26 protein-coding genes are annotated in these 27000 nt (G+C 64.1%); 9 read left to right on the top strand and 17 right to left on the bottom strand.

The window, feature by feature from the left end; all coding sequences use genetic code 11:
- The first annotated feature begins 151 nt into the window (after positions 1–151).
- The 3 genes from guaB (at position 152) to IF10I1_RS16515 (ending at position 3683) form a co-directional block, all read left to right on the top strand.
- On the top strand, positions 152–1654 hold the full coding sequence (gene guaB / locus IF10I1_RS16525; RefSeq protein ID WP_186393567.1) for an IMP dehydrogenase: 1503 nt from the start codon (positions 152–154) through the stop codon (positions 1652–1654).
- Positions 1655–1724: 70 nt separating this feature from the next.
- Positions 1725–3017, top strand: a complete 1293-nt coding sequence (locus IF10I1_RS16520) for an RsmB/NOP family class I SAM-dependent RNA methyltransferase (protein WP_186394011.1) — start codon at positions 1725–1727, stop codon at positions 3015–3017.
- Between the two features lie 165 nt (positions 3018–3182).
- Positions 3183–3683: a DUF4405 domain-containing protein gene (locus IF10I1_RS16515; RefSeq protein ID WP_186393566.1), complete on the top strand. Its 501-nt coding sequence runs from the start codon at positions 3183–3185 to the stop codon at positions 3681–3683.
- 51 nt (positions 3684–3734) lie between these two features.
- Here IF10I1_RS16515 and IF10I1_RS16510 read toward each other — a convergent pair whose 3' ends face one another.
- On the bottom strand, positions 3735–4154 hold the full coding sequence (locus IF10I1_RS16510) for an NHLP leader peptide family RiPP precursor (RefSeq protein ID WP_186393565.1): 420 nt from the start codon (positions 4152–4154) through the stop codon (positions 3735–3737).
- A 23-nt stretch (positions 4155–4177) separates the two neighbouring features.
- Entirely contained in the window at positions 4178–4558 is a 381-nt protein-coding gene (locus IF10I1_RS16505; protein WP_122519972.1) for an NHLP leader peptide family RiPP precursor, read from the bottom strand.
- Positions 4559–4829: 271 nt separating this feature from the next.
- Here IF10I1_RS16505 and IF10I1_RS16500 point away from each other — a divergent pair, with 271 nt between their 5' ends.
- The gene (locus IF10I1_RS16500; RefSeq protein WP_186393564.1) at positions 4830–5117 is read left to right on the top strand and encodes a hypothetical protein; all 288 of its coding nucleotides are present in this window, start codon (positions 4830–4832) and stop codon (positions 5115–5117) included.
- A gap of 123 nt (positions 5118–5240) precedes the next feature.
- On the opposite strand, the gene rpmG is transcribed toward IF10I1_RS16500, so the two are convergent.
- The 6 genes from rpmG to IF10I1_RS16470 all read right to left on the bottom strand — a co-directional run bounded on the left by rpmG (position 5241) and on the right by IF10I1_RS16470 (position 12738).
- Complete coding sequence (gene rpmG / locus IF10I1_RS16495) at positions 5241–5408, bottom strand: 50S ribosomal protein L33 (protein ID WP_019966402.1); 168 nt, start codon at positions 5406–5408, stop codon at positions 5241–5243.
- Positions 5409–5572: 164 nt separating this feature from the next.
- The gene (locus IF10I1_RS16490) at positions 5573–6319 is read right to left on the bottom strand and encodes an NUDIX hydrolase (protein WP_050471680.1); all 747 of its coding nucleotides are present in this window, start codon (positions 6317–6319) and stop codon (positions 5573–5575) included.
- A gap of 15 nt (positions 6320–6334) precedes the next feature.
- Entirely contained in the window at positions 6335–6802 is a 468-nt protein-coding gene (locus IF10I1_RS16485; protein WP_186393563.1) for a DUF983 domain-containing protein, read from the bottom strand.
- Between the two features lie 2 nt (positions 6803–6804).
- Positions 6805–9177, bottom strand: a complete 2373-nt coding sequence (rnr, locus tag IF10I1_RS16480) for a ribonuclease R (protein ID WP_186393562.1) — start codon at positions 9175–9177, stop codon at positions 6805–6807.
- The gene (gene topA / locus IF10I1_RS16475) at positions 9174–11927 is read right to left on the bottom strand and encodes a type I DNA topoisomerase (protein WP_186393561.1); all 2754 of its coding nucleotides are present in this window, start codon (positions 11925–11927) and stop codon (positions 9174–9176) included. Before topA ends, rnr begins: the two co-directional genes overlap by 4 nt.
- A gap of 211 nt (positions 11928–12138) precedes the next feature.
- Complete coding sequence (locus tag IF10I1_RS16470; RefSeq protein ID WP_244284736.1) at positions 12139–12738, bottom strand: TetR/AcrR family transcriptional regulator; 600 nt, start codon at positions 12736–12738, stop codon at positions 12139–12141.
- A 117-nt stretch (positions 12739–12855) separates the two neighbouring features.
- Between IF10I1_RS16470 and IF10I1_RS16465 the strand changes: the two genes are divergently transcribed.
- Entirely contained in the window at positions 12856–13254 is a 399-nt protein-coding gene (locus tag IF10I1_RS16465; RefSeq protein WP_050471677.1) for a RidA family protein, read from the top strand.
- Between the two features lie 30 nt (positions 13255–13284).
- Here the strand turns inward: IF10I1_RS16465 and dprA are convergent, their stop codons facing one another.
- The 7 genes from dprA to IF10I1_RS16430 form a co-directional block, all read right to left on the bottom strand.
- Positions 13285–14424: a DNA-processing protein DprA gene (gene dprA / locus IF10I1_RS16460; protein ID WP_186393560.1), complete on the bottom strand. Its 1140-nt coding sequence runs from the start codon at positions 14422–14424 to the stop codon at positions 13285–13287.
- A gap of 16 nt (positions 14425–14440) precedes the next feature.
- Complete coding sequence (plsY, locus tag IF10I1_RS16455; RefSeq protein ID WP_186393559.1) at positions 14441–15094, bottom strand: glycerol-3-phosphate 1-O-acyltransferase PlsY; 654 nt, start codon at positions 15092–15094, stop codon at positions 14441–14443.
- Between the two features lie 24 nt (positions 15095–15118).
- Positions 15119–16420: a dihydroorotase gene (locus IF10I1_RS16450; RefSeq protein ID WP_050471674.1), complete on the bottom strand. Its 1302-nt coding sequence runs from the start codon at positions 16418–16420 to the stop codon at positions 15119–15121.
- Positions 16421–16431: 11 nt separating this feature from the next.
- Positions 16432–17388: an aspartate carbamoyltransferase catalytic subunit gene (locus IF10I1_RS16445; RefSeq protein ID WP_050471673.1), complete on the bottom strand. Its 957-nt coding sequence runs from the start codon at positions 17386–17388 to the stop codon at positions 16432–16434.
- A 103-nt stretch (positions 17389–17491) separates the two neighbouring features.
- Complete coding sequence (locus IF10I1_RS16440; protein WP_186393558.1) at positions 17492–18418, bottom strand: AEC family transporter; 927 nt, start codon at positions 18416–18418, stop codon at positions 17492–17494.
- Positions 18419–18430: 12 nt separating this feature from the next.
- Positions 18431–18958 carry a Holliday junction resolvase RuvX gene (ruvX, locus tag IF10I1_RS16435; protein ID WP_186393557.1) on the bottom strand — a complete coding sequence of 176 codons (528 nt, stop codon included), beginning with the start codon at positions 18956–18958 and terminating at the stop codon, positions 18431–18433.
- Between the two features lie 192 nt (positions 18959–19150).
- Positions 19151–19846 carry a GntR family transcriptional regulator gene (locus IF10I1_RS16430; protein ID WP_186393556.1) on the bottom strand — a complete coding sequence of 232 codons (696 nt, stop codon included), beginning with the start codon at positions 19844–19846 and terminating at the stop codon, positions 19151–19153.
- Positions 19847–20135: 289 nt separating this feature from the next.
- Between IF10I1_RS16430 and IF10I1_RS16425 the strand changes: the two genes are divergently transcribed.
- Positions 20136–20843 (top strand): metal-dependent hydrolase, encoded by a 708-nt coding sequence (locus tag IF10I1_RS16425; protein WP_186393555.1) that lies wholly within the window; start codon positions 20136–20138, stop codon positions 20841–20843.
- 102 nt (positions 20844–20945) lie between these two features.
- On the opposite strand, the gene IF10I1_RS16420 is transcribed toward IF10I1_RS16425, so the two are convergent.
- On the bottom strand, positions 20946–21842 hold the full coding sequence (locus tag IF10I1_RS16420; protein WP_122519987.1) for an ROK family protein: 897 nt from the start codon (positions 21840–21842) through the stop codon (positions 20946–20948).
- A gap of 41 nt (positions 21843–21883) precedes the next feature.
- Positions 21884–22588, bottom strand: coding sequence for a class II aldolase/adducin family protein (locus IF10I1_RS16415; RefSeq protein WP_050471657.1), 705 nt, complete (start codon positions 22586–22588; stop codon positions 21884–21886).
- 587 nt (positions 22589–23175) lie between these two features.
- On the opposite strand from IF10I1_RS16415, the gene IF10I1_RS16410 reads away from it, so the two are divergent.
- The 3 genes from IF10I1_RS16410 (at position 23176) to IF10I1_RS16400 (ending at position 26992) form a co-directional block, all read left to right on the top strand.
- Positions 23176–24270, top strand: a complete 1095-nt coding sequence (locus tag IF10I1_RS16410) for an ABC transporter ATP-binding protein (protein ID WP_050471656.1) — start codon at positions 23176–23178, stop codon at positions 24268–24270.
- A 76-nt stretch (positions 24271–24346) separates the two neighbouring features.
- Positions 24347–25444 carry an extracellular solute-binding protein gene (locus tag IF10I1_RS16405; RefSeq protein ID WP_186393554.1) on the top strand — a complete coding sequence of 366 codons (1098 nt, stop codon included), beginning with the start codon at positions 24347–24349 and terminating at the stop codon, positions 25442–25444.
- Between the two features lie 222 nt (positions 25445–25666).
- Positions 25667–26992 carry an ABC transporter permease gene (locus IF10I1_RS16400; RefSeq protein WP_208977398.1) on the top strand — a complete coding sequence of 442 codons (1326 nt, stop codon included), beginning with the start codon at positions 25667–25669 and terminating at the stop codon, positions 26990–26992.
- Positions 26993–27000: the final 8 nt, after the last annotated feature.

Raw genomic sequence — 27000 nt, 5'->3', positions numbered from 1 at the left:
TGTCACAGCTTGTTTGTTTGCCCTTCCCAACCTGTCACCTGCGTGTTATTCACCCGCGCCAACTTCTCCGGCATTGCCGAAGCGCATCCTGCCGCCGCCGCCTTCCCAAGGGCTGGCGGGTTCCGGCATTTCAACTCAAGGGGAATTGGCCATGGCTTCATTTTTCGTTCCGACCACCGGCGTTGATGCGCTGACCTTTGATGACGTCCTGCTGATGCCGGGCCATTCGGAAGTCATGCCGGGCCAGACCGATGTGCGCACCCGCATCACCCGTGGGATTGAACTGAACCTGCCGATCCTGTCCTCCGCCATGGACACGGTGACGGAAGCCCGCCTTGCCATCGCCATGGCCCAGGCCGGCGGCATCGGCGTGGTGCACCGCAACCTCACCCTCGACCAGCAGGCCGAGCAGGTGCGCCAGGTGAAGAAGTTCGAATCCGGCATGGTGGTGAACCCGGTCGTCATCGGCCCGGACGCCACTCTCAAGGATGCGCTGGACCTGATGAAGGCCTATGGCATTTCCGGCATTCCGGTGGTGGAAAACGGCGGCAGCGGCGGTCTGGTGACCGGCCGTCTGGTGGGCGTGCTCACCAACCGTGATGTGCGTTTTGCCACCAATCCGGGCCAGAAGGTCTATGAGCTGATGACGCGGGAAAACCTCGTCACCGTGCGCGATACCGTCAGCCAGGAAGAAGCCAAGCGCCTTCTGCACCAGCACCGCATCGAAAAGCTGCTGGTGGTGGACGATGCCTATAACTGCATCGGCCTTGTCACCGTGAAGGACATCGAAAAGGCCCACCTCAATCCCAATGCCACCAAGGACGAGCAGGGCCGCCTGCGCGTTGCCGCCGCCACCAGCGTGGGCGAAGAAGGCATGCAGCGGGCCGAGCGTCTGATCGATGCGGGCGTTGACCTCGTGGTGGTGGACACCGCCCACGGCCATTCGGCCCGCGTTCTGGAAATGGTCAGCAAGGTGAAGGCCCTGTCCAACGGCGTCCAGGTTCTGGCCGGGAACGTCGCCACCCGCGAGGGCACCAAGGCGCTGATCGATGCCGGTGCGGATGCGGTGAAGGTCGGCATCGGGCCGGGCTCCATCTGCACCACCCGTATCGTTGCAGGCGTCGGCATGCCGCAGCTGACCGCTATTCTGGAAGCCTGCGACGAAGCGACCAAGCAGGGCGTTCCGGTCATCGCCGACGGCGGCATCAAGTATTCGGGCGATCTGGCCAAGGCGCTGGCAGCTGGTGCTTCGGCTGCCATGATCGGTTCGCTGCTGGCGGGGACCGAGGAAAGCCCCGGCGAGGTCTATCTGCATCAGGGCCGCTCCTACAAGGCTTACCGTGGCATGGGTTCCGTCGGCGCCATGGCGCGCGGCTCTGCCGACCGTTACTTCCAGGCGGAAGTGCGCGACACGCTGAAGCTGGTGCCGGAAGGCATCGAAGGTCAGGTGCCGTACAAGGGGCCGCTCTCCAGCGTGCTGCATCAGCTTGCCGGCGGCCTGCGCGCTGCCATGGGCTATGTTGGCGCCAAGACGATCCCGGAGCTGCAGGAAAAGGCCCGCTTCGTGCGCATCACCGGTGCCGGCCTGCGCGAAAGCCACGCCCATGACGTGACGATCACGCGCGAAAGCCCGAACTACCCGACGAATATCTGAGCATTTGACTGACACTGTCCTGCGCAGGAGCATAAAGCCCCGCGCAGGACAACGGAACCGGAGTTGCATGATGAAGGACGGCGGACGCCTTGCAGCGGCGATCGAGGTGCTGGGTGAGGTGGAAAGCCGCCGCCGCCCGGTGCAGGAGGCCCTGAAGGACTGGGGCAATGCCCACCGGTTTGCCGGGTCGGGCGACCGCACCATCATCGGCAATCTGGTGTTTGATGCCCTGCGCCATCAGCTCAGCCTCGGCTGGCAGATGCGCTCTGGCAGCCCGCGCGCGCTGGCGCTGGCAACCTATGCCCGGCTCTGGGGCCAGGGTGTGCCGCGCCTCACCGAGGTGCTGGCCGATGACCGCCATGCGCCCGAAGCCTTGAGCGAAGACGAAATTGCCTTCCTCTCCACAGACCGGGACGAGCCCGCGCCGGACCATGTGACCGCCGATGTGCCGGAATGGCTGTGGCCGATGTTCACGGATGCCTTTGGCGCGGCAGCTGTTGCCGAAGGGCAGGCGCTGGCTGCCCGTGCGCCGATTGATCTGCGCGTCAACACGCTGAAGGCGACGCGCGAAAAGGTGCTCAAGCGCCTTGGCGAAGAGGGCGCGGTGGAAACCGGCCTGTCGCCGCAGGGCCTGCGCATCGCCCCGCGCCCCGGCGCTGCCCGCATGCCGCATGTGCAGGCGGAAGAAGGCTACCGCAAGGGCTGGTTCGAGCTGCAGGACGAGGCCAGCCAGCTGGCCGCGCTGATCGCAGCTCCGAAGCCCGGCGAACAGGTGCTGGACCTTTGCGCCGGTGGCGGCGGCAAGACGCTGGCGCTCGCGGCCCTCATGGAAAATCGCGGCCAGATCTACGCTTACGATTCCGACCGGCTGCGCCTTGCGCCCATTCACGAGCGTCTGGCCCGTGCGGGCGCGCGCAATGTGCAGGTGCGTGATCCGAAGTTCTCCTCGCTGGAGGATCTGGAAGGGCAGATGGATCTGGTCTTCGTCGATGCGCCTTGCACCGGCACGGGCGTGTGGCGGCGGCGGCCTGATTCCAAGTGGCGCCTGACCGAAAGGGCCCTTGGCGAGCGCATGGAAGATCAGGCCCGCGTGCTGGACACGGCGGCGCGCTTCGTCAAGCCGGGCGGGCGGCTGGTCTATGCCACCTGTTCGCTGCTGCCGCAGGAAAACGGCGGCCAGATCGAGGCCTTTCTGACGCGCGACAGCCGCTTTACGCGCGGCTCTGCCGTAGCCTCCTTCGAGGCCGCGCTGCCGGGCAAGGCCCTGCCGGCCCATGCCACGGCTGAGGGGCATCTGGTGCTCACCCCGGCCTCGACCGCGACGGATGGTTTCTTCGTCTCGGTGGTGCGCCGTACGGCTTGAACCTGACAGGATCCGCCGCGCGGATGTTGAGATCTTCGCGGCGTCATCCCTTTGATTACGTATCGTTACAATTGGATACGCGCACGGACAGGTGCCGGTGCTATGGAATCCGGAGCCAAGGGCAGCCGCGATCAGGCGGTGCCCGATAGCCAAAGGTTTCCAGTCATGCGCGATCTTCTTTTCCGATGGGCAACCCCGCTGACGGCCGGGCTGTTCCTCGTCTCCACCATTTCAGGTGTGGCTCTCTTCTTCGGCTGGCAGTCCGGCCTCTTCCACGAAATGCATGAAGTTCTGTCCATGGTGCTGCTGGCGCCTGTGGCCGTTCACCTGTGGCGCAACTGGAAGCCGATGCTGGGCTATTTCCGCCGTGCCGCCATGCCGCTGGCGCTGGCGGGCAGTCTTGCCGCAGGCGGCTTCTTCGCAGCCGAAGCCTTGAGCGGGCCGGGCCGCAGCGGCAATCCGGCCATGGCCATGGTGAAGGCGGTCCAGAGCGCACCGCTGTCGGCTGTCGCTCCGGTTCTGGGCCTTGAGGAAGCCGCGCTGATCGCAAGGCTTGAGGCGGCTGGTATCGCAGGAGCTTCCGGTTCGGATACGCTCTCCAGCCTTGCAGCAAGCCGCGGGGAGGCGCCCATGGCCATGTTGGCGAAGGCTGTCACTGCTCCCTGACCGGTATGTGGTCTGTGCGCGGCGCATCACTGCAGCCGCGCACCGGCTGGTTCACCACCAGGATGCGCCGTAATTGATGTTCCAGGTAAAGCTTGTGCCGGCGCCTGAGCCGCCCGGCAATGTGGACCATGCAATAGACGCGGAGCCGCCGGTCTGCGGGCCCTTCTGGAAGATGAAGAAGCCAGAGCTGCCACTACCCGAATTGTTGATCGTGAGGGTGTAACCGCCGGATGCGGCTGCCAGCTGTGCGTCGGACAGTTCCCCGGGCAGGGGCGGCAGCACGAGCACCACCTCACCGGGCTCTTCCTCGATGACACGGAAGGTCAGATCGCCCTTGGGCGCCTGTCCGAAGGTTTCACCAACGGCTTCAGCCGGATTGCTGACGAGCCTTGCACGAAACTCAGCATCACTTGCTGCCTTCTCACGCAGCAGGGCTTCACAGGCAAGGCGGGCGGGTAGGGGTGTTGTCATGACGTTGTTCTTTCAAGGGTGAATCAACGGGGGAAGAAGGGGAACCGGGCAGAATAGACGCTGCCACCCCAGCCCATCGGATCGCTGCCGCCGCCGGGATGCTTGACGTTGCTCTGGGTGACGGCATCGGTCACCTGCGCATTCACGGCATAGCCTCCGGACACGGCCTCCAGATCCTTGCTGGAAAGCTCACCCGCGCCCGCTGGCAGCACCAGCGCCACTTCGCCCGGCTTTTCCTCGATGATACGGATGCTGACGCCCGGCTGCACGGCAAGGCCGAAGGCAGCTTCCAGCGCGGTGGCCGGATTGGCCGTCAGGGCCGCCCGGAAGGCGGCGTCCTCTGCCGCCTTGCTCTGGATGGCGGCTTCAAGTTCGATGCGGTTGCTGACCGGTTTCACGCTCATGGCTGGCGATCCTTGTCCTCAGGTGATGAAGGCAAGCTAGCCGCAGAACGCCCGAGCGGGGGAAATGGACCTTGAAAGTTCCGGCAGGCGGACCTTCAAAGGTCGGGCATACAGTAGCCCCCGGGGCCTCACTTTGCAGCCCCTACCCTATGCACCGCGCCCTCCCTTTTCGTCATGCCATGGCTCGGCCATGGCATCCATTCCGTAGACTTTCCCTGGAGGCAAACCGCCAAGTGTTCCGCAACACGCCGCCGTGCAGGGAGGGCAGGGCATGGATGCCATGATCAAGTCATGGCATGACGGAAGAGAGCGTGCGAACACCAAGAAGCCCGCGAGGCGGTGCCTGACGGCTAGCGATGGTGAAGCCTCCATGGCCATGCTTGCCAAGGCGGTCAACGCACCTGCCGATGTTCCTCTTGAAACAATGCACCGCGCCCTCCCTTTTCGTCATGCCATGGCTCGGCCATGGCATCCATTCCGTGGACTTTCCATGCAGGCAGTCCGCCAAGTGTTCCGCAACACGCCGCCGTGCAGGGAGGGCAGGGCATGGATGCCATGATCAAGTCATGGCATGACGGAAGAGAGCGTGCGAACAGCAAGAAACCCGCGAGGCGATGCCTGGCGGGTTTCTGGAAGGAAGATCAGGTCCTGCGCTCTGCCATGTCAGGCGGAGCAGCGCGGATTACTTGATCTTGGTTTCCTTGAATTCGACGTGCTTCTTGGCAACCGGGTCGTACTTCCGCATGGACATCTTCTCGGTCATGGTGCGGGAGTTCTTCTTGGTCACGTAGAAGAAACCGGTGTCAGCGGTGGAAAGCAGCTTGATCTTGATGGTGGTCGCCTTGGCCATAGCCTTCGATCCTGTTCTGGTTAGTCCGGCAAACGCTCAATGCGGCCAGTCTCTGGCGCCCTTTGAGTTCGCTGCGGTGTCACGAAATCAGGGCGCAAACTACTCATAAGCCAGCCAAAGTCAAGCTCTGGCGCGGGCTCCCCGCAAAAATCCCCGGCAATGGCTCAGATCAGCTCCCGGGCAAAGCCGTTTCCACGGGCAAAATAGAGCGGAACCGGCGTTTGCGGCGCCAGATCCGGGTCGTGGGCGAGCCTTTCGGCAAGGTCAGAGAGAATCTTCTGGGTGATGATGGGCAGGTCCGCATCGCGCGTTTCCTCCAGCGTCAGCCAGGCGATGTCCTCCAGTTCCCCCGAAGGGCCGGTGCCCTGCGGCAGGCGGTCAGCGATTCCATCGGCAAAGACGGCCAGAAAACGCGTGTCGAAGCGGCGGGAGCGGCCCGGCGGCGTGATGGCGCGGGCGACCATGCGCACGGGCGAAAGGTCCAGCTCGATGCCCCGGTCGGAGAAAGCCTGAAAATCGCCTTTTGCGGGCCACTGGCGCCCGGTCTGGCGGCCGATGAAGAGGCCCGCCTCTTCGTAGGTTTCGCGCACGGCGGCCACCGCAAGCGCCTTGAGGCGCGAGGGCGTCAGCTTGCCGCCCTTCGGCAGCACGGCGAGCTTGCGCTCCACTTCCGGATGATAGCTGGAAGAGACAGCCACACGGGAATCGCCCGGGTCCACCCGGCCGCCGGGAAAGACGAACTTGCCCGGCATGAAGGTGTGGCGCTGGTGCCGCTTGCCCATGAGCACGCGCAAGGCGCTGCCGCTGCGGTCGAGGATCAGCAGCGTCGAGGCATCCTTGGGGCGGATATAGGCGTGGCCCGTGTGCGTCTGGGCTTCCTTGTGGAGGGCGGCAAGGCCTTCGTCGCTCATGTCAGGCTCGGCTTCTCAGGGGCTGCGGTGGCTGGCAGCGGGATCCGGTTCGGGCAGGTCCTCGATGGATTCGGGGTCGAAGCCATGCATGTAGAGCGCCCATTGCAGCCCGATCAGAGCACCTTTGACCGGCCGCAGGAAGCCCAGTGAAAGGATGAGGGTCAGCGGCAGCCACAGCGCCATGTGGATCCACACGGCCGGACGCCAGGCAAATTCCACCGCCATCATGGCCGGCACGATGATGTGACCGACGATGGTGATGGTGAAATAGGGCGGGGCGTCATCGGCGCGCTGGTGATGCAGCTCCTCACCGCACACAGTGCAGGCCGGGTTCACCGTCAGATAGCCGGTGAAGATCTTCCCCTCTCCGCAGGCCGGACAGCGGCAAGAAAAGCCGCGCAGGATCGACTGGCCCACGTTGCGTTTCGGCTTCGCGGCAACTGGTTCCTCAGGGCCTCCCCCCGTCAGATACTGCAAGCCCATGATTATCTTTTCCCCCTCCGTCCCGGGGTGAAGCCGCCTTTGCGGGCGGGTGAACTGCGCCCGCCCGGCCCTGATGAGCCGCCCTTCCGGCGTGCGCCCTTGGCGGTGATGCGCCCCTCGCTCAGCAATGCAAAGCGCAAGGCTCCGGCAAAGGGGGCAGCTTCCACCAGCTCGACCTCCACCTTGTCACCAAGCTGGTGGGTTTCGCCAGTCCTCTCGCCGATCAAAGCATGCGACGCTTCGTCATAGCGGTAATAGTCGTGGCCGATGGTCGAGGCTGGGATGAAGCCATCCGCGCCCGTGTCATCCAGCTTGATGAACATGCCCGACTTGACGACGCCCGCAATGCGGCCCGTGAAGCGGGCGCCGACGCGCTCGCTCATCCACAGGGCAATCAGACGGTCGATGGTGTCCCGCTCGGCCAGCATGGCCCGGCGCTCGGCGGCGGAGACTTCCGCGCCGATGGCCGCGAGCTTGCCGCCGATTTCCTCCGGCAGGCCATCGGAGCCGAACCCCAGCGCCCGGATCAGTCCACGGTGCACGATAAGGTCGGCATAGCGGCGGATGGGCGAGGTGAAATGGGCATAGCGGCGCAGGTTGAGGCCGAAGTGGCCGATATTCTCCGGCGCATATTCTGCCTGGGCCTGCGAGCGCAGGATCACTTCGTTGACGAGATGGGCCTGTGGCGTGTCCTTCACCTTGGCCAGAATGCCGTTGAAGGTGGCGGGCCGCAGACCGCCGGAGGAAGGCAGCTTCATGCTGAGCGTGGACAGGAAGTCCTTCAGCGACTGCAGCTTCTCCGGGCTCGACGCATCATGGATGCGGTAGAGCAGGGGCACTTTCCGCTTTTCCAGCGTCTCGGCAGCCGAAACGTTGGCCTGGATCATGCATTCCTCGATCAGCTTGTGCGCATCAAGCCGGTCCGGGATGAAGACATAATCGACCGTGCCATCCGCCTTCAGCTTGATCTTGCGCTCCGGCAGGTCGAGATCCAGTGGCTCGCGGGCGTCGCGGCCACGGGTCAGGCATTCATAGGCCGCCCACAGGGGCTTGAGGATGGGCTCCAGCAGCGGGCCAGTCTTGTCATCCGTCTGGCCGTCGATGGCTGCCTGCGCCTGTTGGTAGGACAGCTTGGCGGCAGAGCGGATCAGCACCCGGTGGAAGGTGTGCGCGATCTTGCGGCCGGTCTTGTCGAAGACCATGCGCACAGCCATGGACGGGCGGTCGACGCCTTCCTTCAGCGAGCACAGATCGTTGGAAATGCGCTCCGGCAGCATCGGGATCACCCGGTCGGGGAAATAGACCGAGTTGCCGCGCAGATGCGCCTCCCGGTCCAGCGCCGTGCCGGGCCGGACATAGTGGGCGACATCGGCAATGGCGACGAAGACCACATGACCGCCTTCGTTGGCCGGGTCCTCGTCGGCTTCCGCATAGACCGCGTCGTCATGGTCCTTGGCGTCTGCCGGGTCGATGGTGATGAAGGGGATCTTGCGCCAGTCCTCGCGCTTGCCAAGCGTCACCGGCTGGGCCCGCTCTGCTTCCAGCTCGACGGCAGCGGGGAAGATGTGGGGAATGCCGTGGCTCTGCAGCGCGATTTCGGAAACGGCCATCTCCGACTTCAGCGAGCCGAAGCGGCGCACGATCCGGGCCTTGGGCGCGCCGTAGCGGCCAATGCGGGTGATCTCGACGCTGACGAGATCGCCATCCACCGCCTCCTTCAGGTCGGAGGTGTCGATGTCGAGTTCGCGCTGCTTGCGGTCGATGGGTTCCAGATAGGGCGGCATGTGCCCGGCGCGCTCGCGCAGGATGCCCAGAATGGCGCCCTGCTGGCGCTCCAGCAGCTTCAGCACCCGTGCAGCGTGGGCGGCTTCCGGGCCGGGATCAAGGTCTGCAAGGCGCACCAGCGCCCGGTCGCCAATGCCCGGCGTTGCGCCGCGCGGCGTATCGCGGCCCGTCAGCACCAGCACTTTCGGCGGTGTGCCCGCCTCTTCGTCCCAGTTCACGGGCTCGCCCAGCAATTCGCCATGGGCATCGCGGGCGTTGAGATAGACCACGAAAACAGGCGGCAGGTCGCCGGGGCGGATCAGGCGCTTCTGCCGCTTTTCTACGACGCCTTCCTCGGCCAGATCCTTGAGGATGCGCTTCAGCTGGATGCGGGCGGCGCCGACGATGCCGAAATGGCGCGCCACTTCCCGCTTGCCTGCCTTGCCCGGATTTTCTGCGACAAAGGCAAGGATGTCTTCGCGCGAGGGAAAGGCGCCCGGCGTCTTGGCCGGTTTTGCGGCCCTGCCGCCGGGTTTTGCTGCGCTCTTGCGGGCTCGGACGGGGCGCTGATCGGATGCGCCGCCGCCGCCATGGGTGCGTTTCGTGGTCAATTGGCCTCGTCTGCGGCAGTGCTGCCGGCTTTGGATCTGCTCTTGGCAGGCGCTTTCGCTGCCGCTGTCTTGGCGGTTGCGGTCTTTGCCTTGGTTGCCGTGGTCTTCCTGGCTGCCGCCTTCTTCGGTGCGGCTTCGCCGTCCTCAGCCTTTTCAGCTTTCTTCGGGGCAGCCTTCTTGGTGGTGGCGGCCTTCTTTGCGGCCGGCTTCTTGGCTGCAGCCTTCTTGCCGCCGCCCTTGGCCGCAATCAGCTCCAGCGCCTGTTCCAGCGTCACCGCCTGCGGATCACTGCCCTTGGGCAGGGTGGCGTTGACCTTGGCCCAGTTGACGTAAGGCCCGTAACGGCCATCGCGCACGGTGATGGGCCCGCCATCGGGATGCTCGCCCAGTTCCTTCAGCGCTGCGGGGGCCGCCCGGCCACGGGCACCCTTGGCGCGCTTTTCCGCCAGAAGATCTACGGCGCGGTTGATGCCGGCCGAGAACACCTCATCGGCGGACGAAAGGTTCGCATAGGTGCCATCATGCAGCACGAAGGGGCCGAAGCGCCCGATGCCGGCCGAGATCATCTTGCCGTCTTCCGGATGCGGTCCGATTTCGCGGGGCAGGGACAGAAGCTGCAAGGCCTTGTCCAGCGTGATATCTGCCGCAGACCAGCCGCGGGGCAGGGAGGCGCGCTTGGGCTTGGCTTCCTCGCCCAGCTGCACATAAGGGCCAAAACGGCCGGTGCGCAGGGAGACATCCAGCCCGGTGGCCGGATCGGTGCCCAGCACCTTCGGGCCGTCGGCAGCTGCTTCCCCGTCCTCGCCCTCGGCACCGCGTGCCAGCTGGCGGGTGTAGCTGCATTCGGGATAGTTGTTGCAGCCGATGAAGGCGCCGAAGCGGCTGACCTTCAGCGACAGCTGGCCGGTGGCGCAGGACGGGCAGGCACGCGGGTCCTTGCCCTCTTCCTTCACGGGGAAGATATGGGCGGCCAGCAGCTCGTTCAGCGCGTCGATCACCTGGGCAACGCGCAGGTCCTTGGTCTCGTCCACGGCGGCGGAGAAATCGCGCCAGAACGCGGCCAGCACCTCGCGCCAGGACAGTTCGCCGGCGGAAATCCGGTCGAGCTGCTCTTCAAGGCTCGCGGTGAAGTCAAACTCCACATAGCGGGAGAAGAAGCTTTCCAGGAAGGCCGTTACGATGCGGCCCTTGTCCTGCGGCACCAGCTGCTTCTTGTCGAGATCCACATATTCGCGGTCGCGCAGGGTCTGCAGCGTCGAGGCATAGGTGGAAGGCCGGCCGATGCCCAGCTCTTCCATCTTCTTGACGAGGCTGGCTTCCGTGTAGCGCGGCGGCGGCGTGGTGAAATGCTGGCTGGCGTCGATACCCGGCTTGCCGTCAACGGCAGCAAGGTTCAGCGGCGCGCCATCGTCCACGGCCGGCAGGCGGCGGGAATCTTCGTCTTCGTCGTCATCGCGGCCTTCCTGATAGAGCGCCAGGAAGCCGTCGAAGCGGACAACGGAACCGGTTGCGCGCAGGGCAGCATGCTTGCCGGATCCGCTTGCGTCGATATCGATGGTGGTGCGCTCCAGAACGGCCGATTCCATCTGACTGGCCATGGTGCGCTTCCAGATCAGCTCGTAAAGCCGGGCCTGATCGGGATCGAGGAAACGGGCGACATCGCGCGGGCGGCGGCCAAGGTCGGTCGGGCGCACGGCTTCGTGCGCTTCCTGGGCGTTCTTGGCCTTGGAGGAATAGAAGCGCGGCTTTTCGGGAACGTATTTGTCGCCAAAGTCGCTGCCGATGACGCGGCGGGCGGCGGCAATGGCTTCGCCCGCGATCTGCACGCCGTCGGTACGCATATAGGTGATGAGACCGGTGGTCTCGCCGCCGAGGGTGATGCCCTCATAAAGCTTCTGCGCCACCTGCATGGTGCGGGACGCGGAGAAGCCGAGCTTGCGGGAAGCCTCCTGCTGCAGCGTCGAGGTGGTGAAGGGCGGCTGCGGATGGCGCTTGGCGGGCTTGGAGACGACGCTCTCCACCCGGTAGCTGGCGCCTTCCAGCATGCGCTTGATGGTCTGCGCCTGCTCTTCTGTCTTGATGTCGAGGCGGCCGAGCTTCTTGCCGTCAAAGCCCACCACGGAGGCGGTGAAGCCGTCACCCTTCGGCGTCTTCAGGCTGGCGAGGATCGACCAGTACTCTTCCTTGACGAAGGTTTCGATCTCCATTTCCCGGTCGCAGATGAGGCGCAGCGCCACGGACTGCACACGTCCGGCAGAGCGCGCGCCCGGCAGCTTGCGCCACAGGACGGGGGAGAGGGTGAAGCCGACGAGATAATCGAGCGCGCGGCGGGCGAGATAGGCATCCACCAGCGGTGTGTCGATCGGCCGCGGGTTCTTCATCGCCTCCAGGATCGACTGCTTGGTGATGGCGTTGAAGACAACGCGCTCTACCGGGATGTCCTTGAGCACCTTCTTCTTCTGCAGCACATCCAGCACATGCCAGGAAATCGCCTCACCTTCGCGATCCGGGTCAGTTGCGAGGATCAGGCGGTCTGCGCCCTTCACGGCGCTGGCGATCTCGTTGAGCCGCTTCTGGGACTTGCTGTCCACCTCCCAGATCATGGCAAAGTCCTCGTCGGGACGGACGGAGCCATCCTTCGCCGGCAAGTCGCGCACGTGACCATAGGACGCCAGAACGTGATAGTCCGATCCCAGGTATTTGTTGATCGTCTTGGCCTTGGCCGGCGATTCCACAATGACGATGTTCATCACAATCCAGAAGCTGGTGAGCGGGCCGTGACCAGATTGTCCGGCCGTTTCCGCTGCAAATTCTTGTTCCCCCGGCAACGATCAAGGATCGCAAGCCGCCTGTCAAATGACCGTTTGTGAACAGAAGGTCAAGCCACGCTTGTGATTCTGGCTGTTTGAAAGGTCATCGGCGCTTGAATGCCGGGCCAGCCATTCGGTCCTTCCTAAGGCGTCACTCTGCCAGCAATCCGGATGCGAGATGCCGGAAGGCCTCAAGCGCCTTGGGCAGGGTCCCGGCCGGATCGTCGCTGGAAGCGACCCAGAGCGCGGCATTCAGGGCTGCTCCGTTGAGCAGCCGGGCAGCGGCCTCAAGGTCGACAGGCTTCAGGATGCCCGCCTCGGACAAGGCGGCGAGCGCGGTGCGGGTTTCTTCGAGGCAACTGTTCTGGCTCGGCCATTGCGAAGGGTCACCCAGAAATGCGGGCCCGTCCAGCAGCACGATGCGCTGAACCTCCGGATCCAGCGCTGCCTCGATATAGGCCGCCCCTTGCGCTTCGAGGGCGGCCCAACCGGTTCCAGCCGCAGCCCCTGCGCGCCGCGCACGCCCGGCCAATTCGCCATCGATCTCAGCCACGACAGCCGCGAGCAGCCCTTTCTTGTCACCAAAGTGATGGTAGAGGGCGCCGCGCGTCAGGTCCGCAGCGGCCGTCAGGTCATCCATCGAAGATGCCGCGAAGCCCTTTTCGGCAAAGGCGCGGCGGCCCGCTGCAATCAGCTTGATGCGGGTCTCTTCCATCATCGCGGAACGGGTTCTGCGGGGGCCTTGCGTCATTGCTTTAGGTTTCCGGTGCGCAAATGCGTTGACATACGCCGCGTATGTGAATTACACATACGCAACGTATCTCAATTCGGCGGGCCTGTGAAGGTCCGCGCCGGTTAGGACAAAGCCATGACAACTCCCACGCCTGTTTTCCCTGCGAACCGCCATGCCCTTTATGAGGCCCATGGTTATTCCGCCGCGATCCGGTCCGGCGATCTTCTGTTTGTATCGGGTCAGGTCGGCAGCCGCGCCGATGGCAGCCCCGAACCTGACTACCGGGAGCAGGTCCGCCTGGCCTTTGCCAATCTCGAAGCTGTGCTTGCTGCAGCCGGTTGCGGATTTGCCGATATCGTGGACGTGACAAGCTTCCACACCGATCCGGAAAAGCAGGCCGGGATCTTTCTGGAGATAAAGAGCGAGGTTTTCCCCGAGCCTCCCTATCCGAACTGGACGGCGGTCGGCGTCAACTGGCTTGCGGGATTTGACTTCGAGATCAAGGTCATCGCCCGCATACCCGCCACTGCGTGACCCGGGCCTGCCATCCCTCAAGCGCTGGCGTTACCCTGTCAGGCTGACCCTCTGGCCGGAGTGGCGTTCGAGACGGCCGGCGAGTTCCAGTTCCAGCAGTATCACATGGACGGCGCGGGCGGAGAGGCGGGTGTCGCGGATGAGTTCGTCGATGCCGACCGGCGTCGGGCCGAGGGCCTCGAGGAGGCGGGCGCGGGCGCTGTCTTCCGGCAGGTTGCCGTCCGGGCCATCCCAGGAGGGCTCCTCAAGGTCCAGGTCCGGCGGCAGATCGGGCGCGGCGCGGTTGCCGATGGCTTCCAGAATGTCGGCGGTGGAGGTGATCAGCTGCGCGCCCTGACGGATCAGGTGATTGCAGCCCTCGCAGCGCGGATCGAGCGGCGAGCCGGGGACGGCGAGGATTTCCCGGTTCTGCTCCAGCGCGAAACGGGCGGTGTGCAGCGAGCCGGAGCCCTTGGCCGCTTCCACCACGATCACCGCCAGCGACAGGCCGGAGATGATGCGGTTGCGGCGGGGAAAGTCGCGCCCGCGCGGGCTCCAGCCGAAGGGCATTTCGCTGATGGCATTGCCGCCTGACGCCAGCAACCGCTCCAGCAGGCTGGCGTGTTCGGGCGGATAGAGCACATTCACCCCGCCGGCAAAGACCGCGACGGTGCCAAGTCTCAGAGAGGCCTCATGCGCGGCAGCATCAATGCCGCGGGCCAGGCCGGAGACGATGGTGAAGCCGGCCTCCGCCAGTTCTCCGGCAAGCTGTGCTGCAAACTTGCGGCCCGCCAGCGAGGCGTTGCGCGCCCCGACGATGGCAAGGGCTCTGGGATTGGCGAGTGCAGAGCTTCCACCACGCACGGAAATGAGCGGCGGCGGGCCATCGATGTGGCGCAGATGCGGGGGATAGTCTGCCTCGCCCATGGCGACGAGCCTTGCCCCGGCGCGGGCATGGGCTTCGAGTTCGGCTTCTGCATCGGCCAGTGAACAGATGCGGATGGCGGTCTTGCCGCCCCGGCGGGACAGGTCGGGCAGGGCCTCGATGGCCGCTTCCGCCGAGCCGCAATGGTTGACGAGGCTTCGGAATGTGGCCGGGCCGACGTTTTCCGAGCGGATCAGCCGCAGCCAGGCGAGACGTTGACGGTCGCTCAGGACAATCGTTCTGCCGGGCTGCGGGCCTGTCTTCATGATGGTGTGTCTGTCTTCATGATGGTGTGTCTGCCCCTTCCGCCGCCGGGACCTTGGCCTTGGAACCGATCTTCGATTCCGTGCCGCTCAGAAGCCGGCGGATATTCTCGTGATGCTTGGCCCACAGGAAGGCAGTCAGCAGCGCAAAGACGAGGGCGAGCTGCATCTGACCCAGCAGCACCAGCACGATGGGGCTGATGAGGCTGGCGATGAGGGCCGACAGCGAGGAGAATCGGAAGAGATAGGCGGCGAGGATCCAGCTGAGCGCGAAGACGATGCCTGCCTGCCAGCTGAGGCCGAGCAGGATGCCGAGATAGGTTGCCACGCCCTTGCCGCCCTTGAAGCCCAGCCAGACCGGGAAGATGTGGCCAATGAACGCGGCAAGACCGGCCAGCATCGCGGCAGAGGGGCCGAAGAAATGGCCCGCGATCAGCACCGCCACGGTGCCCTTCAGCGCATCGCCCAGCAGCGTTGCCGCCGCCAGCGACTTGCGGCCGGTGCGCAGCACATTGGTGGTGCCGATGTTGCCCGAGCCGATCTTGCGGATATCGCCGAGGCCCGCCATGCGGGTGATGACGAGGCCAAAGGGGATCGAGCCCAGCAGATAGCCGAGGGCGAGGGAGGCAAAAATCAGATGCGGGGCCAGATCAAAGGTAGGCGCGGTGTCCACGCGTTTATCTCCGGTGGTGTTGCGTCAAGCGTAATCGTAGACCTTGCGGCCTGCAACAATGGTTGTGAGCACCCGGCCCGAGAAACGCGCATCTTCGAACGGCGAGTTCTTGGAGCGGGAGCGGATGGCCTTCTTTTCCAGCACCCAGGGCCGGTCAAGGTCGAAGACGATCACGTCCGCCGGTGCGCCTGCCGTGAGGCGGCCGGCGTCAAGGCCCAGCCGGTTGGCCGGGTTCAGCGTCATCGCCCGCAGCAGCGGCAGAAGGCCGATGTCGCCTGCATGATAGAGCCGCAGCGCGGCGGCCAAAAGGGTTTCCAGGCCAATGGCACCGTCCTCGGCTTCCGCCCAGGGGTGCCGCTTGGTTTCCACGTCCTGCGGGTCATGGTTGGAGCAGATGATGTCGATGGTGCCATCGGCCACCGCCTGCACCATGGCCATGCGGTCGTTCTCATCGCGCAGGGGCGGGGACATCTTGAAGAAGGTCCGGTAGGGGCCGATGTCGTTTTCGTTCTGCGTCAGATGGTTGATGGACACGCCGGCCGTCACGTCCAGCCCCCGGTCCTTGCCGGTCTGGATGGCGGCGGCGCCATCGGAGGTGGAGACGAGATTGGCGTGATAGCGCCCGCGCGACATGCCGACGAGCCTGAGGTCCCGCTCGATCATGATGATCTCGGCCTCGCGCGGCACGCCGGACAGCCCCTTCCACGAGGCATTGAGACCGGCATTCATGGTGCCGCCGGTCATGTCCGGGTCTTCCGTGTGATGCACGACCAGCGCGCCGAAGTCCCTCGCATAGGTCATGATCCGGCGCATGATCTGCGCATTGCGGACGGACTTGTGGCCGTTGGTGAAGGCGACGGCACCGGCTTCCTGCAGCAGGCCGATTTCGGTCATGTCCTGCCCGGCAAGGCCCTTGGTGAGGGCGGCCATGGGCCGGACATTGACCACCGCCGTGTCGCGGGCGCGGCGCAGGATGAAGTCCACCAGTGCCGGATCGTCGATCACCGGATCGGTCTCGGGCATGGTGACGATGGTGGTGATGCCGCCCGCGGCTGCCGCCTCGCTGGCGCTGGCCAGCGTTTCGCGGTGCTCGTGGCCGGGCTCGCCCACCGACACGCACATGTCGATGAGGCCGGGGGCGACGATGGCTCCGTCGCAGTCGATGATCTCGGCGCCATAGGGCGTGCCCTGGTTCTGCGCTTCGGGACCGGCGGCCAGAATGGTGCCGTCCGCGATGATCACGCTGCCATCTGCATCAAGGCCGCGCGCCGGGTCGATCACCCGGGCATTCTTGAGAACCAGGGGCTTGGGAGTGTCTTGGGCCACGGGTCAGGCTCCTACTGGTTCGGCAGATGGGCGGCGAGGGCTTCCAGCACGGCCATGCGCACGGCCACGCCCATTTCCACCTGCTCGCGGATGAGACTCTGCGGCCCGTCGGCCACCGCCGGGTCGATTTCCACGCCCCGGTTCATCGGGCCGGGATGCATGACGAGTGCATCTTCCTTGGCATAGGCCAGCTTTTCCGCATCGAGCCCATAGTAGCGGTAATACTCGCGCACGGACGGAATGAAGGCGCCGTTCATGCGCTCGCGCTGCAGGCGCAGCATCATGACGATGTCGGCGCCCTTGAGGCCTTCCTTCATGTCGCGGAACACTTCCACGCCCATCCGGTCGATGCCGCTGGGCAGCAGGGTGGAGGGGGCGACCACGCGCACCCTGGCGCCCAGAGCATTCAGCAGGATGATATTGGAGCGGGCGACGCGCGAATGCAGGATGTCGCCGCAGATGGCGACCGTCAGCCTTGCGATCTTGCCCTTGTGGCGGCGGATGGTCAGGGCATCCAGCAGCGCTTGCGTCGGATGTTCATGCTGGCCGTCACCGGCGTTGATCACCGAGCAACCCACCTTGCGCGCCAGCAGATGCACCGCGCCTGCCGCATGGTGGCGCACGACGAGGATATCCGGGTGCATGGCGTTCAGAGTTGCGGCTGTGTCGATCAACGTCTCGCCCTTCTTCACCGAAGAAGCGGAGACCTGCATGTTCATCACATCCGCGCCAAGGCGCTTGCCCGCGATCTCGAAGGACGATTGCGTCCGCGTCGAGGCCTCGAAGAACAGGTTGATCTGGGTGCGTCCACGAAGCACCGGCCGGATCTTTTCAACCTGGCGGGAGACTTCGACAGCCTGATCCGCCCGGTCCAGAAGGCCGAGGATGTCCTGGGGTTGAAGGCCTTCCATGCCCAGCAAATGACGATGGGGGAAAAGGCCTGCTCGATGGTTTTCTTGTGCGCTCATCGAATGAACTGGATAGGCCTTGTTCCGCGAGTCTACAAGCGCGGAATGGCTTTGCAGGCGCTCCCGGGCGGCCTGTCCACATGCGGGGGAAATTATTGACCGTTCAGCCAAAAATCAGCAGGGCTGCCGGAATGGTGACGGCGGCGGCCAGTGTCTGCAGCGTGATGATTTCTGCCATCAGCTTGGCGTCGCCGCCCATCTGCCGTGCAAGGATGTAGGCGTTGCTGGCGGTCGGCACCGCGCTGGCGATGATTACCACCAGCTGAGGCGTGCCGGTGACGCCGAACGGCAGCGTAAAGCCATAGGCCGCCAGCGGCATCAGCAGCGGGCGCAGGAAGGTGCCGAGCGCAAGGGCAGGGCCGGGGCGGCGCAGGGAAGACAGATCAAGGCTCGCCCCGACGCAGATGATGCCGATGGGCAAGGAGGCGCTGCCGAGAATGGCAAGGGTGGAGTCCACAGCATCCGGCAGGGGCAGGCCTGCAAGGTTCACAAGGATGCCCGCCGCGATGGAGACGATGAAGGGATTGAGCGCCAGATCCTTGCAGATCTTGGTTGCACCCGGAGGATTGCCGCTGGCATAATGCGACAGCACCAGAATGCTCAGCACATTCAGCAGCGGGATCATGAAGACCATGGCAATGGCCAGCATGGCCAGCCCGTCTTCGCCCACGACGCTGCCGGCAATGGCCAGTGCGATCATGGCATTCCAGCGCAAGGTGCCCTGAAAGATCGAGGTGAAACGCGGGCCGGGAATGCCCAATACCCGCTCCAGCGGCAGCCGGATCACCAGCAGCAGCGCCGCCAGAGCCAGAATGGCCCCCATCAGCGAGAACCCCATGCCGAAGGTTGGCAGCTTCGAGAAGTCGACCGTTGCAATGGTGCGGAACAGCACCGCCGGAAACAGGACGTAATAAGCCAGCCGCTCGACGCCGCGCCACTGATCGCCGGTGATGAGCCCCGCCCGCGCCACGCCGTAGCCGCAGGCAATGACCAGAATGACCGGCAGAAGGGCGCTCAGCGTCATCAGCATGGGCGGCGGCCGTCAGTCTGCGTCATCGATGATGGTGAAGGTGCGCCGGGGCTTTTCCTCCGCCTGCTGCAGATAGCCCAGCCGGTCGAGGAAGCCCTGCAGGATGTAGGCGGCGGCCATCTTGTCGACGAGTTCCGCCCGCCGGGCCCGGCTGCGGTCCGCCTCGATCAGCGTGCGGGTGACGGCGGCGGTGGACAGGCGCTCGTCCCAATAGGTGATGGGCAGGGCCGTCTTTTCTGCCAGATTGCGCACAAAGGCGCGGGTCGCCTGCACGCGCGGGCCCTCGCTGCCATCCATGTTGAGCGGCAGGCCCATGACCAGCCCGCCCACGCCCTGTTTTGCACAGATGCCTAGCAGCTTCTGCGCATCCAGCGTGAATTTCTCGCGCCGGATCGTTTCCAGCGGGGTGGCAATGCCATGGCCAATGTCCGACAGCGCCAGACCGATGGTCTTGGTGCCAAGGTCAAGGCCGATCAGCCGGCTGCCGGGAGCAACAGCGGCGATGAAGTCTTCAAGCGGAAGCGTGGGGTCGTTTGCCATGGACTGGCGTGTATCAGGTGCCGTGGCCCAAAGCCAGAGGAAGAGGGCTGGTGTGCCGCTACGGCTGCCCACCTGAGATCAGATCTTAAATATCAGGAATAAGCAGCTGTAAATATTCGTATTTGCATGGAGTGAGGGCGCCGGTCCGCTTGACTGAAACAATGAGATATTCATCCGAATTATCTGAAATCGCTAGGTCATATGCTCCAGAACCGCCCTTGCCGCGCTGACGAGATGACGGCGCAGGGCGCGTTCGGCTTCCTTTGCGTTGCGTTCGATGATGGCATTGACGATGAGTGCATGTTCCTCGTTGGATTTCTTCATCCGCTCGGCTGCCCGCAGCTGCGAGCGGCGGAAGGGGGCGAGCTTCAGCCGCAGGCCATGCGCGATCTGGATCAGCTCATCGTTGTGCGTTCCCTCGAAAATGAGCGTGTGGAAACGGGTGTTGCCGTCCTCATAGGCCTCGTAGAGGGAGGTTTCCGCCATCTCCATCATATCGAGATGCAGGGTCTCCAGCGCCGCGCGCTCGCCCATGGTCATGCGCTCGGCGGCAAAGCGGCCGCAGGTCGCCTCGATCTCGCCCATGGCCTCGAACAGCTGGTCGATGCGCTCGCGGGTGATGGTGGCAACGATCACGCCGCGATAGGGCACGCGCTCGGCCAGATGGCGGGAGGCGAGGATATGCAGTGCTTCGCGCACCGGCGTGCGGGACACGCCGAAGCGCTCGGCCAGGGCAATTTCGTCCAGTCTGCTGCCTGCCTTCAACTCACCGGCAATGATCTCGTTCTCCAACTGACGGGCAATGACCGCGCTGTGCAGTTGCTTCTGCCCGCCCGGGGCGGTGGTGCCAGTGTCCTGTGAAGTGTCCTGTGAGGAGTTCTGGGTCATGGGGCCGTTGCTGCATCATCAAGGATAAGTGCCGGAAAGACAGTCAGGCCACACCTGCCGCCACATGGCGCAAGTGCTCGCACAGCGGAGGTGTTTCGGCAAGCAGGAAGGAGGCGGGGATAGAGTTCCAGGCCCTTGTGCCGCCGCGGTGTGGGTTGCTGTCCGGGCAGGGCAGCTTATATTCCGGGCTGATGGCGCGTTGCGGCTTGGCCTTTGCTTGCGAAGGGCTGCCCATGCGCTCCGCCGGTCCGGGTCCCGTCCGGGGCCGCCCTCAGTCTGGAGCAATGCAATGAAACTGACCTGGCTTGGACATTCCGCCTTCCGCATCGAGGTGAAGGATGCGGTGATCCTGATCGACCCGTTCTTCACCGGCAACCCGGGCTTTCCCGCCGGTCTGACCGTGGAACAGGCCAGCGCCGGCGTGACCCACATCCTGCTGACCCATGGCCACGACGATCACATTGGCGACACGGTGGCGATTGCCAAGGCGAGCGGGGCGCAGGTGACGGCCAATTTCGAGATCTGCATGTGGCTGTCGGGCAAGGGGATCTCGAACATCAACCCGATGAATGCCGGCGGCATGGTGGATGTGGGGCCGTTCAAGGTGGGGCTGACGCAGGCGATCCATTCCTCCGCCACCAGTCAGGATGGCGACGGGCTCAAATACATGGGCAATCCGCATGGCATCATCCTGGCAGCGCCCGGCGAGAAGGTGCTCCATCACATGGGCGACACGGATGTTTTCGGCGACATGGCGCTGATCAACGAACTGCATCAGCCGAAAATCGGCCTCGTGCCGATTGGTGACCGCTTCACCATGGGCGCAAAGGCCGCCGCGCTCGCCTGCAGCCGCTTCTTTGATTTCGAGACCGTCATTCCCTGCCACTATGCATCGTTCCCGATGGTCGACCAGTCGGCAGAGGGTTTCATCGCCGCGATGGGTGCCAAGGCAGCCACGGTGAAGGCGCCGAAGGCGGGCGAAGCACTGACGCTCTGAGGTAGGCTACCTCACTTTGTGCTGGCCCGGCCGCATGGCCGGGTTTGCGTCAGGGGCAGGGTATTCGCCTTGGTGATCTCCTCGCTAGGCTCCGCTTTTTTCTCAATCATTCCACAGCCAGGCCGCGCCGCGCACGCCGGAGCTGTCGCCGTGGACGGCCTTGCGGATCGGCACGCCGTAAGTGTCGGAGAAGATATAGGGTGCCATGGCGGGCGGCAGGTCGGTGTAAAGCTCGTCCACGTTGGACATGCCGCCGCCGAGCACGAAGACATCCGGGTCCATGAGATTGGCGGACATGGCCATGGCGCGGGCGAGGCGGCTGACATAGCGCTCGTAGGACGCGATGGCCTCGGCTTCCCCGGCCCGCTTTGCGGCGATGATTTCATGGCCCTTCAGGTCCCGGCCCGTTGCCGTGCGGTAGTCGAGGGCAAGGCCCGTGCCCGAGCACCAGCGGTCGATCGTGCCGCGGTGGCCGGTCCAGCATTCGGGGCCGGGATATTCTTCTTCCTTCATCCACGGCACGGGGATGGCGCCCCATTCGCCGCCGATGCCATTGGCGCCGCGATGGGCCTTGCCATCAATGGCGATCCCTGAACCGCAGCCGGTGCCGATGATGATGGCATGCACGAAATGCGCGCCCGCGCCTGCACCGTCTGTCGCCTCGGAGACCGCAAGGCAATTGGCGTCATTCTGGATGCGGACCGGCCGGCCAAGACGGGCCTCCAGATCCTTGTCCAGCGGCATGCCGTTCATCCAGGTGGAATTGGCGTTCTTGACGAGGCCGGTACCCGGCGAGATGGAGCCGGGAATCCCGAGCCCCAGCGTTCCGGTCAACCCGGTTGCCTTTTCCGCATGGGCCACCAGCAGGGCCACGGCCTCGATGCAGGCGGCATAGTCGTCGCGCGGCGTCGGCATCCGCTCGCGGTAAAGCTCCATCCCGCTGTCATCCAGCGCGATGATTTCCATCTTGGTGCCGCCCCAGTCAATTCCAAGCCGCATGAGTGCTCCCGTCCGTCATTTTTTTGCACTGCAAGGACGCCTCAGGCGCGTTGCAGCGGCATTTCAAAGGCATCGCCCGCATCCGGGTCAAGGTCCCCCGGCTGCTTGCCATAGTTTTTGAATTTCCGGATGTTCCGTTCGATCTCCCCGGCAGACAGCAGCACAGGCTCGCCGCCGGAGAGAGCCGAGAGATACTGGTCGGCCAGTTCCTCCACGCCTTCCGCCAGGGCCAGCGCCTTCGGCAGATCACGGCCATAGGCGATCTGGCCGTGATTGGCGAGAAGGCAGGCGCGGCGGGGCCCGAGCGCCTGAAGCATGGCTTCTGACAGGGCGCGGGTGCCGAATGTGGCATAGGCCGAGCAGGCAATGTGATCACCGCCCGCAATGGCGATCATGTAATGAAACGGCGGAATGGGGCGGCGCAGGCAGGCGAGCGCCGTTGCCCGCGGCGAGTGGCAATGCACCACGGCGCCGGCATCTGGATGAGCGGTGTAGATGTCGAGATGCATCCGCCATTCGGAAGAGGGCAGGACGCTGCCATGATAGCCACCGTCCATGTCCATGAAGACGATGTCATCCAGCGTCAGGCTTTCATAGGGCCGCCCGGAGGGGGTGATGAGAAAGCCGTCCTCGCAGCGGGCACTCACGTTTCCCGAGGTGCCGCGCGTCAGGCCGCGCGTCACCAGCGCCCGGGCCGTGCCGATGACCGCCTGCCGGAGCGCGGAAGTGCCATGTTCGTGCTGCATGACCGGAACCCGAATCCTCTTAGAGCTTTCACTCACGGGCGGCATTTAAGCCGCGCTGTAAGGGCCGGGCAAGCTGCGCAAAGCATTGGCGCGGTACGGCAGGGACAGAAAAACCAGGCAGTGGCCGGCCGGAAGGTGGATGAAGGTGCCGGATGAGGTGCCGGATGAAGTGTCGCATTCAGGCGGGTCCATGGCGCTTTGAGGCTTGCACGTGATTGCCCGTTCCTGATGCTTCCCTGTGCAGGTTGCGAGGGATGCCTGCGCCTGCCTTTTCGTCAGGCAGCGGTTTTGGGCGGAAATCCTCCAGATTACAAGCGGCGCCGGAATGGTTCGGGCTGCAACGGCGAATTCTGGGAAAAATTTTCCTGCGTAATTGGATGTGCGCAAATATTGACTTCGGTCCTGAATAAAAAACGTTCAAAAAATTCCAAATGCCCCCTTTTGTTATGTTCGATTTTTTGCTTTCCTAGCGTTCGAGATGACGGTTGAAGAGGTCATCGCGACGGGGTTCGCCGGGGCATGGTCCCGGCAATAAATGCGTGAGCGGCATAAAATAAAAAGCCGCCCGCATCGCAATTGGGGAACAGATGGCGAAAAATCGAGGGGCGTCAGTCCGTTACGAGAATGTCCAGAAAAGCTATGACGGTGAAAGTCTCGTCGTCAAAAATCTCAATCTGGATATTCCTCCCGGGGAATTTCTCACGATGCTCGGGCCTTCCGGGTCCGGAAAGACAACATGCCTCATGATGCTGGCCGGGTTCGAGCCCGCAACGCACGGCGAAATCTTTCTGAACAACAAGCCGATCAACAAGGTGCCGCCGCACAAGCGCGGCATCGGCATGGTGTTTCAGAACTATGCCCTCTTTCCGCATATGACCGTGGCTGAAAACCTGGCCTTTCCGCTGCAGGTGCGCGGCATGGCCAAGGCGGAGCAGGAGGCCAAGGTCAAGCGGGCGCTGGAGATGGTGGAACTGGGCAAGCTCGGCTCCCGCCGCCCGGCCCAGCTGTCCGGCGGCCAGCAGCAGCGTGTGGCCGTGGCCCGCGCCCTGGTCTTTGATCCGGAACTGGTGCTGATGGATGAGCCGCTGGGCGCGCTCGACAAGCAGCTGCGTGAGCAGATGCAGTATGAAATCAAGCACATCCACGAAAATCTCGGCGTCACCGTGGTCTATGTGACCCATGACCAGACCGAAGCTCTGACCATGTCGGACCGGGTGGCCGTGTTCAATGATGGCATCATCCAGCAGCTGTCGACGCCGGACCTGCTCTACGAAGAGCCGCAGAATTCCTTCGTGGCGCAGTTCATCGGCGAGAACAACAAGCTGAACGGCACCGTGGCCTCGGTGGACAATGGCTCTTGCGAGGTGATGCTGCCTGACGGCACCCGGCTTCTGGCAGACAAGGTGAATGTGGGCGGCACAGGCGATTTCACCACCGTGTCGCTGCGCCCGGAACGCGTCGAACTGGCGCCGGAAAAGCCCATGGACAACATGCTGCAGGGCCGGATCGAGGAGCTGATCTATCTCGGCGACCATATCCGCGTGCGCATGACGGTCTGCGGCAACAGCGAATTCATCGTCAAGGTGCGCAACCGCGCCGACCGGCGCCAGCTTGAAGCCGGCAGCACCGTGCCGATCGGCTGGGCGAAGAAGGATTGCAAGGCACTCGATGCCGTTGCGTAATATACGGGCAGGCGGAACAGCCTGCACCTGATTGGCCGGCAACCGGCCCAATGCTCAAAAAAGGGGAGCAGCACTAATGAGACTGGCAAGCACACTTATGGCTTCGGCCATTGTTCTGTCGGCTGGCGCCGCAAGCGCCGCGGATCTGACGATCGTGTCCTGGGGCGGCGCCTATTCGACGTCGCAGAACAACGCCTATCACAAGCCCTTCATGGAACTGCGTCCGGACGTGAAGATCATCAATGATGAATCGTCCAACGAGGCAGTCGCCAAGCTGCGCGCCATGAGCGAGGCCGGCAACGTGACCTGGGACGTGGTCGACGTGGAAGGCCCGGACAGCCAGCGCCTGTGCGACGAAGGCCTGGCCATGGAGATCGACTTTGACGAATGGCTGGCCGCCGCTCCAGATGGCACCTCTGCTACTGCGGACTTCGGCCCGTCGCTGATCAACAAGTGCTTCATTCCGCAGATCGTGTTCTCCACCACCTTCGGCTACCGCACGGATGTGGCCGCCTGGAACGGCAAGGTGCCGACGAGCCTGTGCGACATCTTCGACACGGAAAACTTCCCGGGCAAGCGCAGCCTGGAAAAGCGCCCGAAGAAGAACCTCGAATGGGCGCTGCTCTGTGATGGCGTGGCCAAGGACGACCTCTACACGGTCCTGTCCACGCCCGAAGGGCTGCAGAAGGCACTGGCCAAGCTCGACACCATCAAGGGCGATGTCATCTGGTGGTCGGCCGGTGCCGAGACGCCGCAGCGCCTTGCCGACGGCGAAGCGGTGATCGGCTCCACCTACAATGGCCGCCTGTTCTCGGTGATCGAGGAGCAGAAGCAGCCGGTTGCCATGCTGTGGGACTGGCAGGTGTTTGACTTCGACGGCTGGATCATCCCCGCTGATGTGCCGGAAGACAAGCTGCCGCTCATCAAGGAATACATCAAGTTCGCCACCGACACCCAGCGTCTGGCGGATCAGGCGAAGTACATTTCCTACGGCCCGGCCCGCGCCTCGTCTCAGCCGCTCGTCGGCAAGCATGCCGACCTCGGCATCGAGATGGCGCCGCACATGCCGACCAACCCGGAAAACCAGAAGAACTATCTGGTCAACAACATTGAGTGGTGGGCCGACAACCAGGATGAGGTGGAAGCCGCATTCCAGGTCTGGCTGACCAAGTAAGCCCGGCTCCAAGCCTTTTGATGTGCCGGATGGCTGCGCCAGACGCAGCTATCCGGCACCTTTCACGCCCTTGGTCTGCCGTGCGGCTGAGGCCGCCGTCCGGCAGGCCGGCAAGGGCTGAGGCCAAAGCCAAGGCCAAGGCCGGAACCGGGGAACAGCAGGGCGTGCTTCTGCCCCGGATCTATGGCCCGAACAGATACTCAAGCTGGATTTCCGGAACCCATGACCATTGCCGATGCGCCAGCCGCAGCCTTGACAGGCGGAGCGGGACCAAGCGGATCACGGACGGGCGAGGCTGCTCCGTCAGGCCCCGTGCTGACCCAGGATGGCCGCCCGCTGAAGGCGAGCCTTGCCAGGGCGCTGCGCCGCGAGAAAATGCGCGCCTTCATCCTGATCGCGCCGCTGCTTTTCTTCATCCTGCTGACTTTCGCAGCACCCATCTTCGACATGCTGCTGCGCTCGGTCGACAACAGTATCGTGCCCAACACGCTGCCGCGCACAGTCGTGGCACTGGAGGACTGGCAACCGGCTTCGGGCGAATTGCCCGGCGAGCCGGTCTTTGCCGCTCTCGCTGAAGACCTGAAGGAGGCCGTGGCGGCCAAGACGCATACCCGCCTCGGCACGCGTCTGAACTACGAGACCTCCGGCATGTCGAGCCTGATGCGCAGGTCAGGCCGTCTTGTTGAGCAGCTGGAGGGATCTGACATCAAGGGTCAGATGATTGCTGCTGAAAAGGACTGGGGCCGGCTTGATATCTGGACCACGCTGAAGCGCTATTCGGGATCCTATACGCCGGGGTATTTCCTGGCGGCGGTCGATGCCAGGAAGGGGCCGGACGGCTACGAGCGGCTGCCGGAGAATGAGCGCATCTACATCATGCTCTTCGGCCGCACGCTGATGATGAGCATCGCCATCACGCTGACCTGCGTCCTTCTGGGGTACCCGGTGGCCTTCCTGCTGGCGCAACTGCCGCTGCGCACGTCGAACCTGCTGATGATCCTGGTGCTGCTGCCGTTCTGGACCAGTCTTCTGGTGCGCACCTCCGCCTGGAAGGTTCTGCTGCAGCAGCAGGGCGTCATCAACGATCTTCTGGTCTGGGTGGGATTGATCGGCAATGACGGACGCCTCGTGATGATGAACAACGCCACCGGCACGATCATCGCCATGACGCATATCCTGCTGCCCTTCATGATCCTGCCGCTCTATTCGGTGATGAAGACCATCTCTCCGTCCTACATGCGGGCGGCACGCTCGCTGGGCGCCAATGACTGGACGGCCTTCTGGCGGGTCTATTTCCCCCAGTCCGTGCCCGGTATCGGGGCAGGGGCGGTGCTCGTCTTCATTCTGGCCATCGGCTACTACATCACGCCGGAGCTGGTGGGCGGCACTTCGGGCATCTTCATTTCCAACCGCATCGCCTATCACATCTCAACGTCACTCAACTGGGGTCTGGCCGCTGCGCTCGGTGCCCTGCTGCTGCTGGCCGTGATGGTGCTGTTCTATGTCTATGACAAGATCGTCGGCATCGACAATGTGAAGCTCGGGTAAGGAGAGAA

Origin of the sequence: Pannonibacter sp. I15F10I1, assembly GCF_900185665.1 — a bacterium.
In the GTDB taxonomy this organism is placed as follows: Bacteria; Pseudomonadota; Alphaproteobacteria; order Rhizobiales; family Stappiaceae; genus Pannonibacter; species Pannonibacter indicus.
This window is presented reverse-complemented; position numbering and strand designations above follow the sequence as displayed.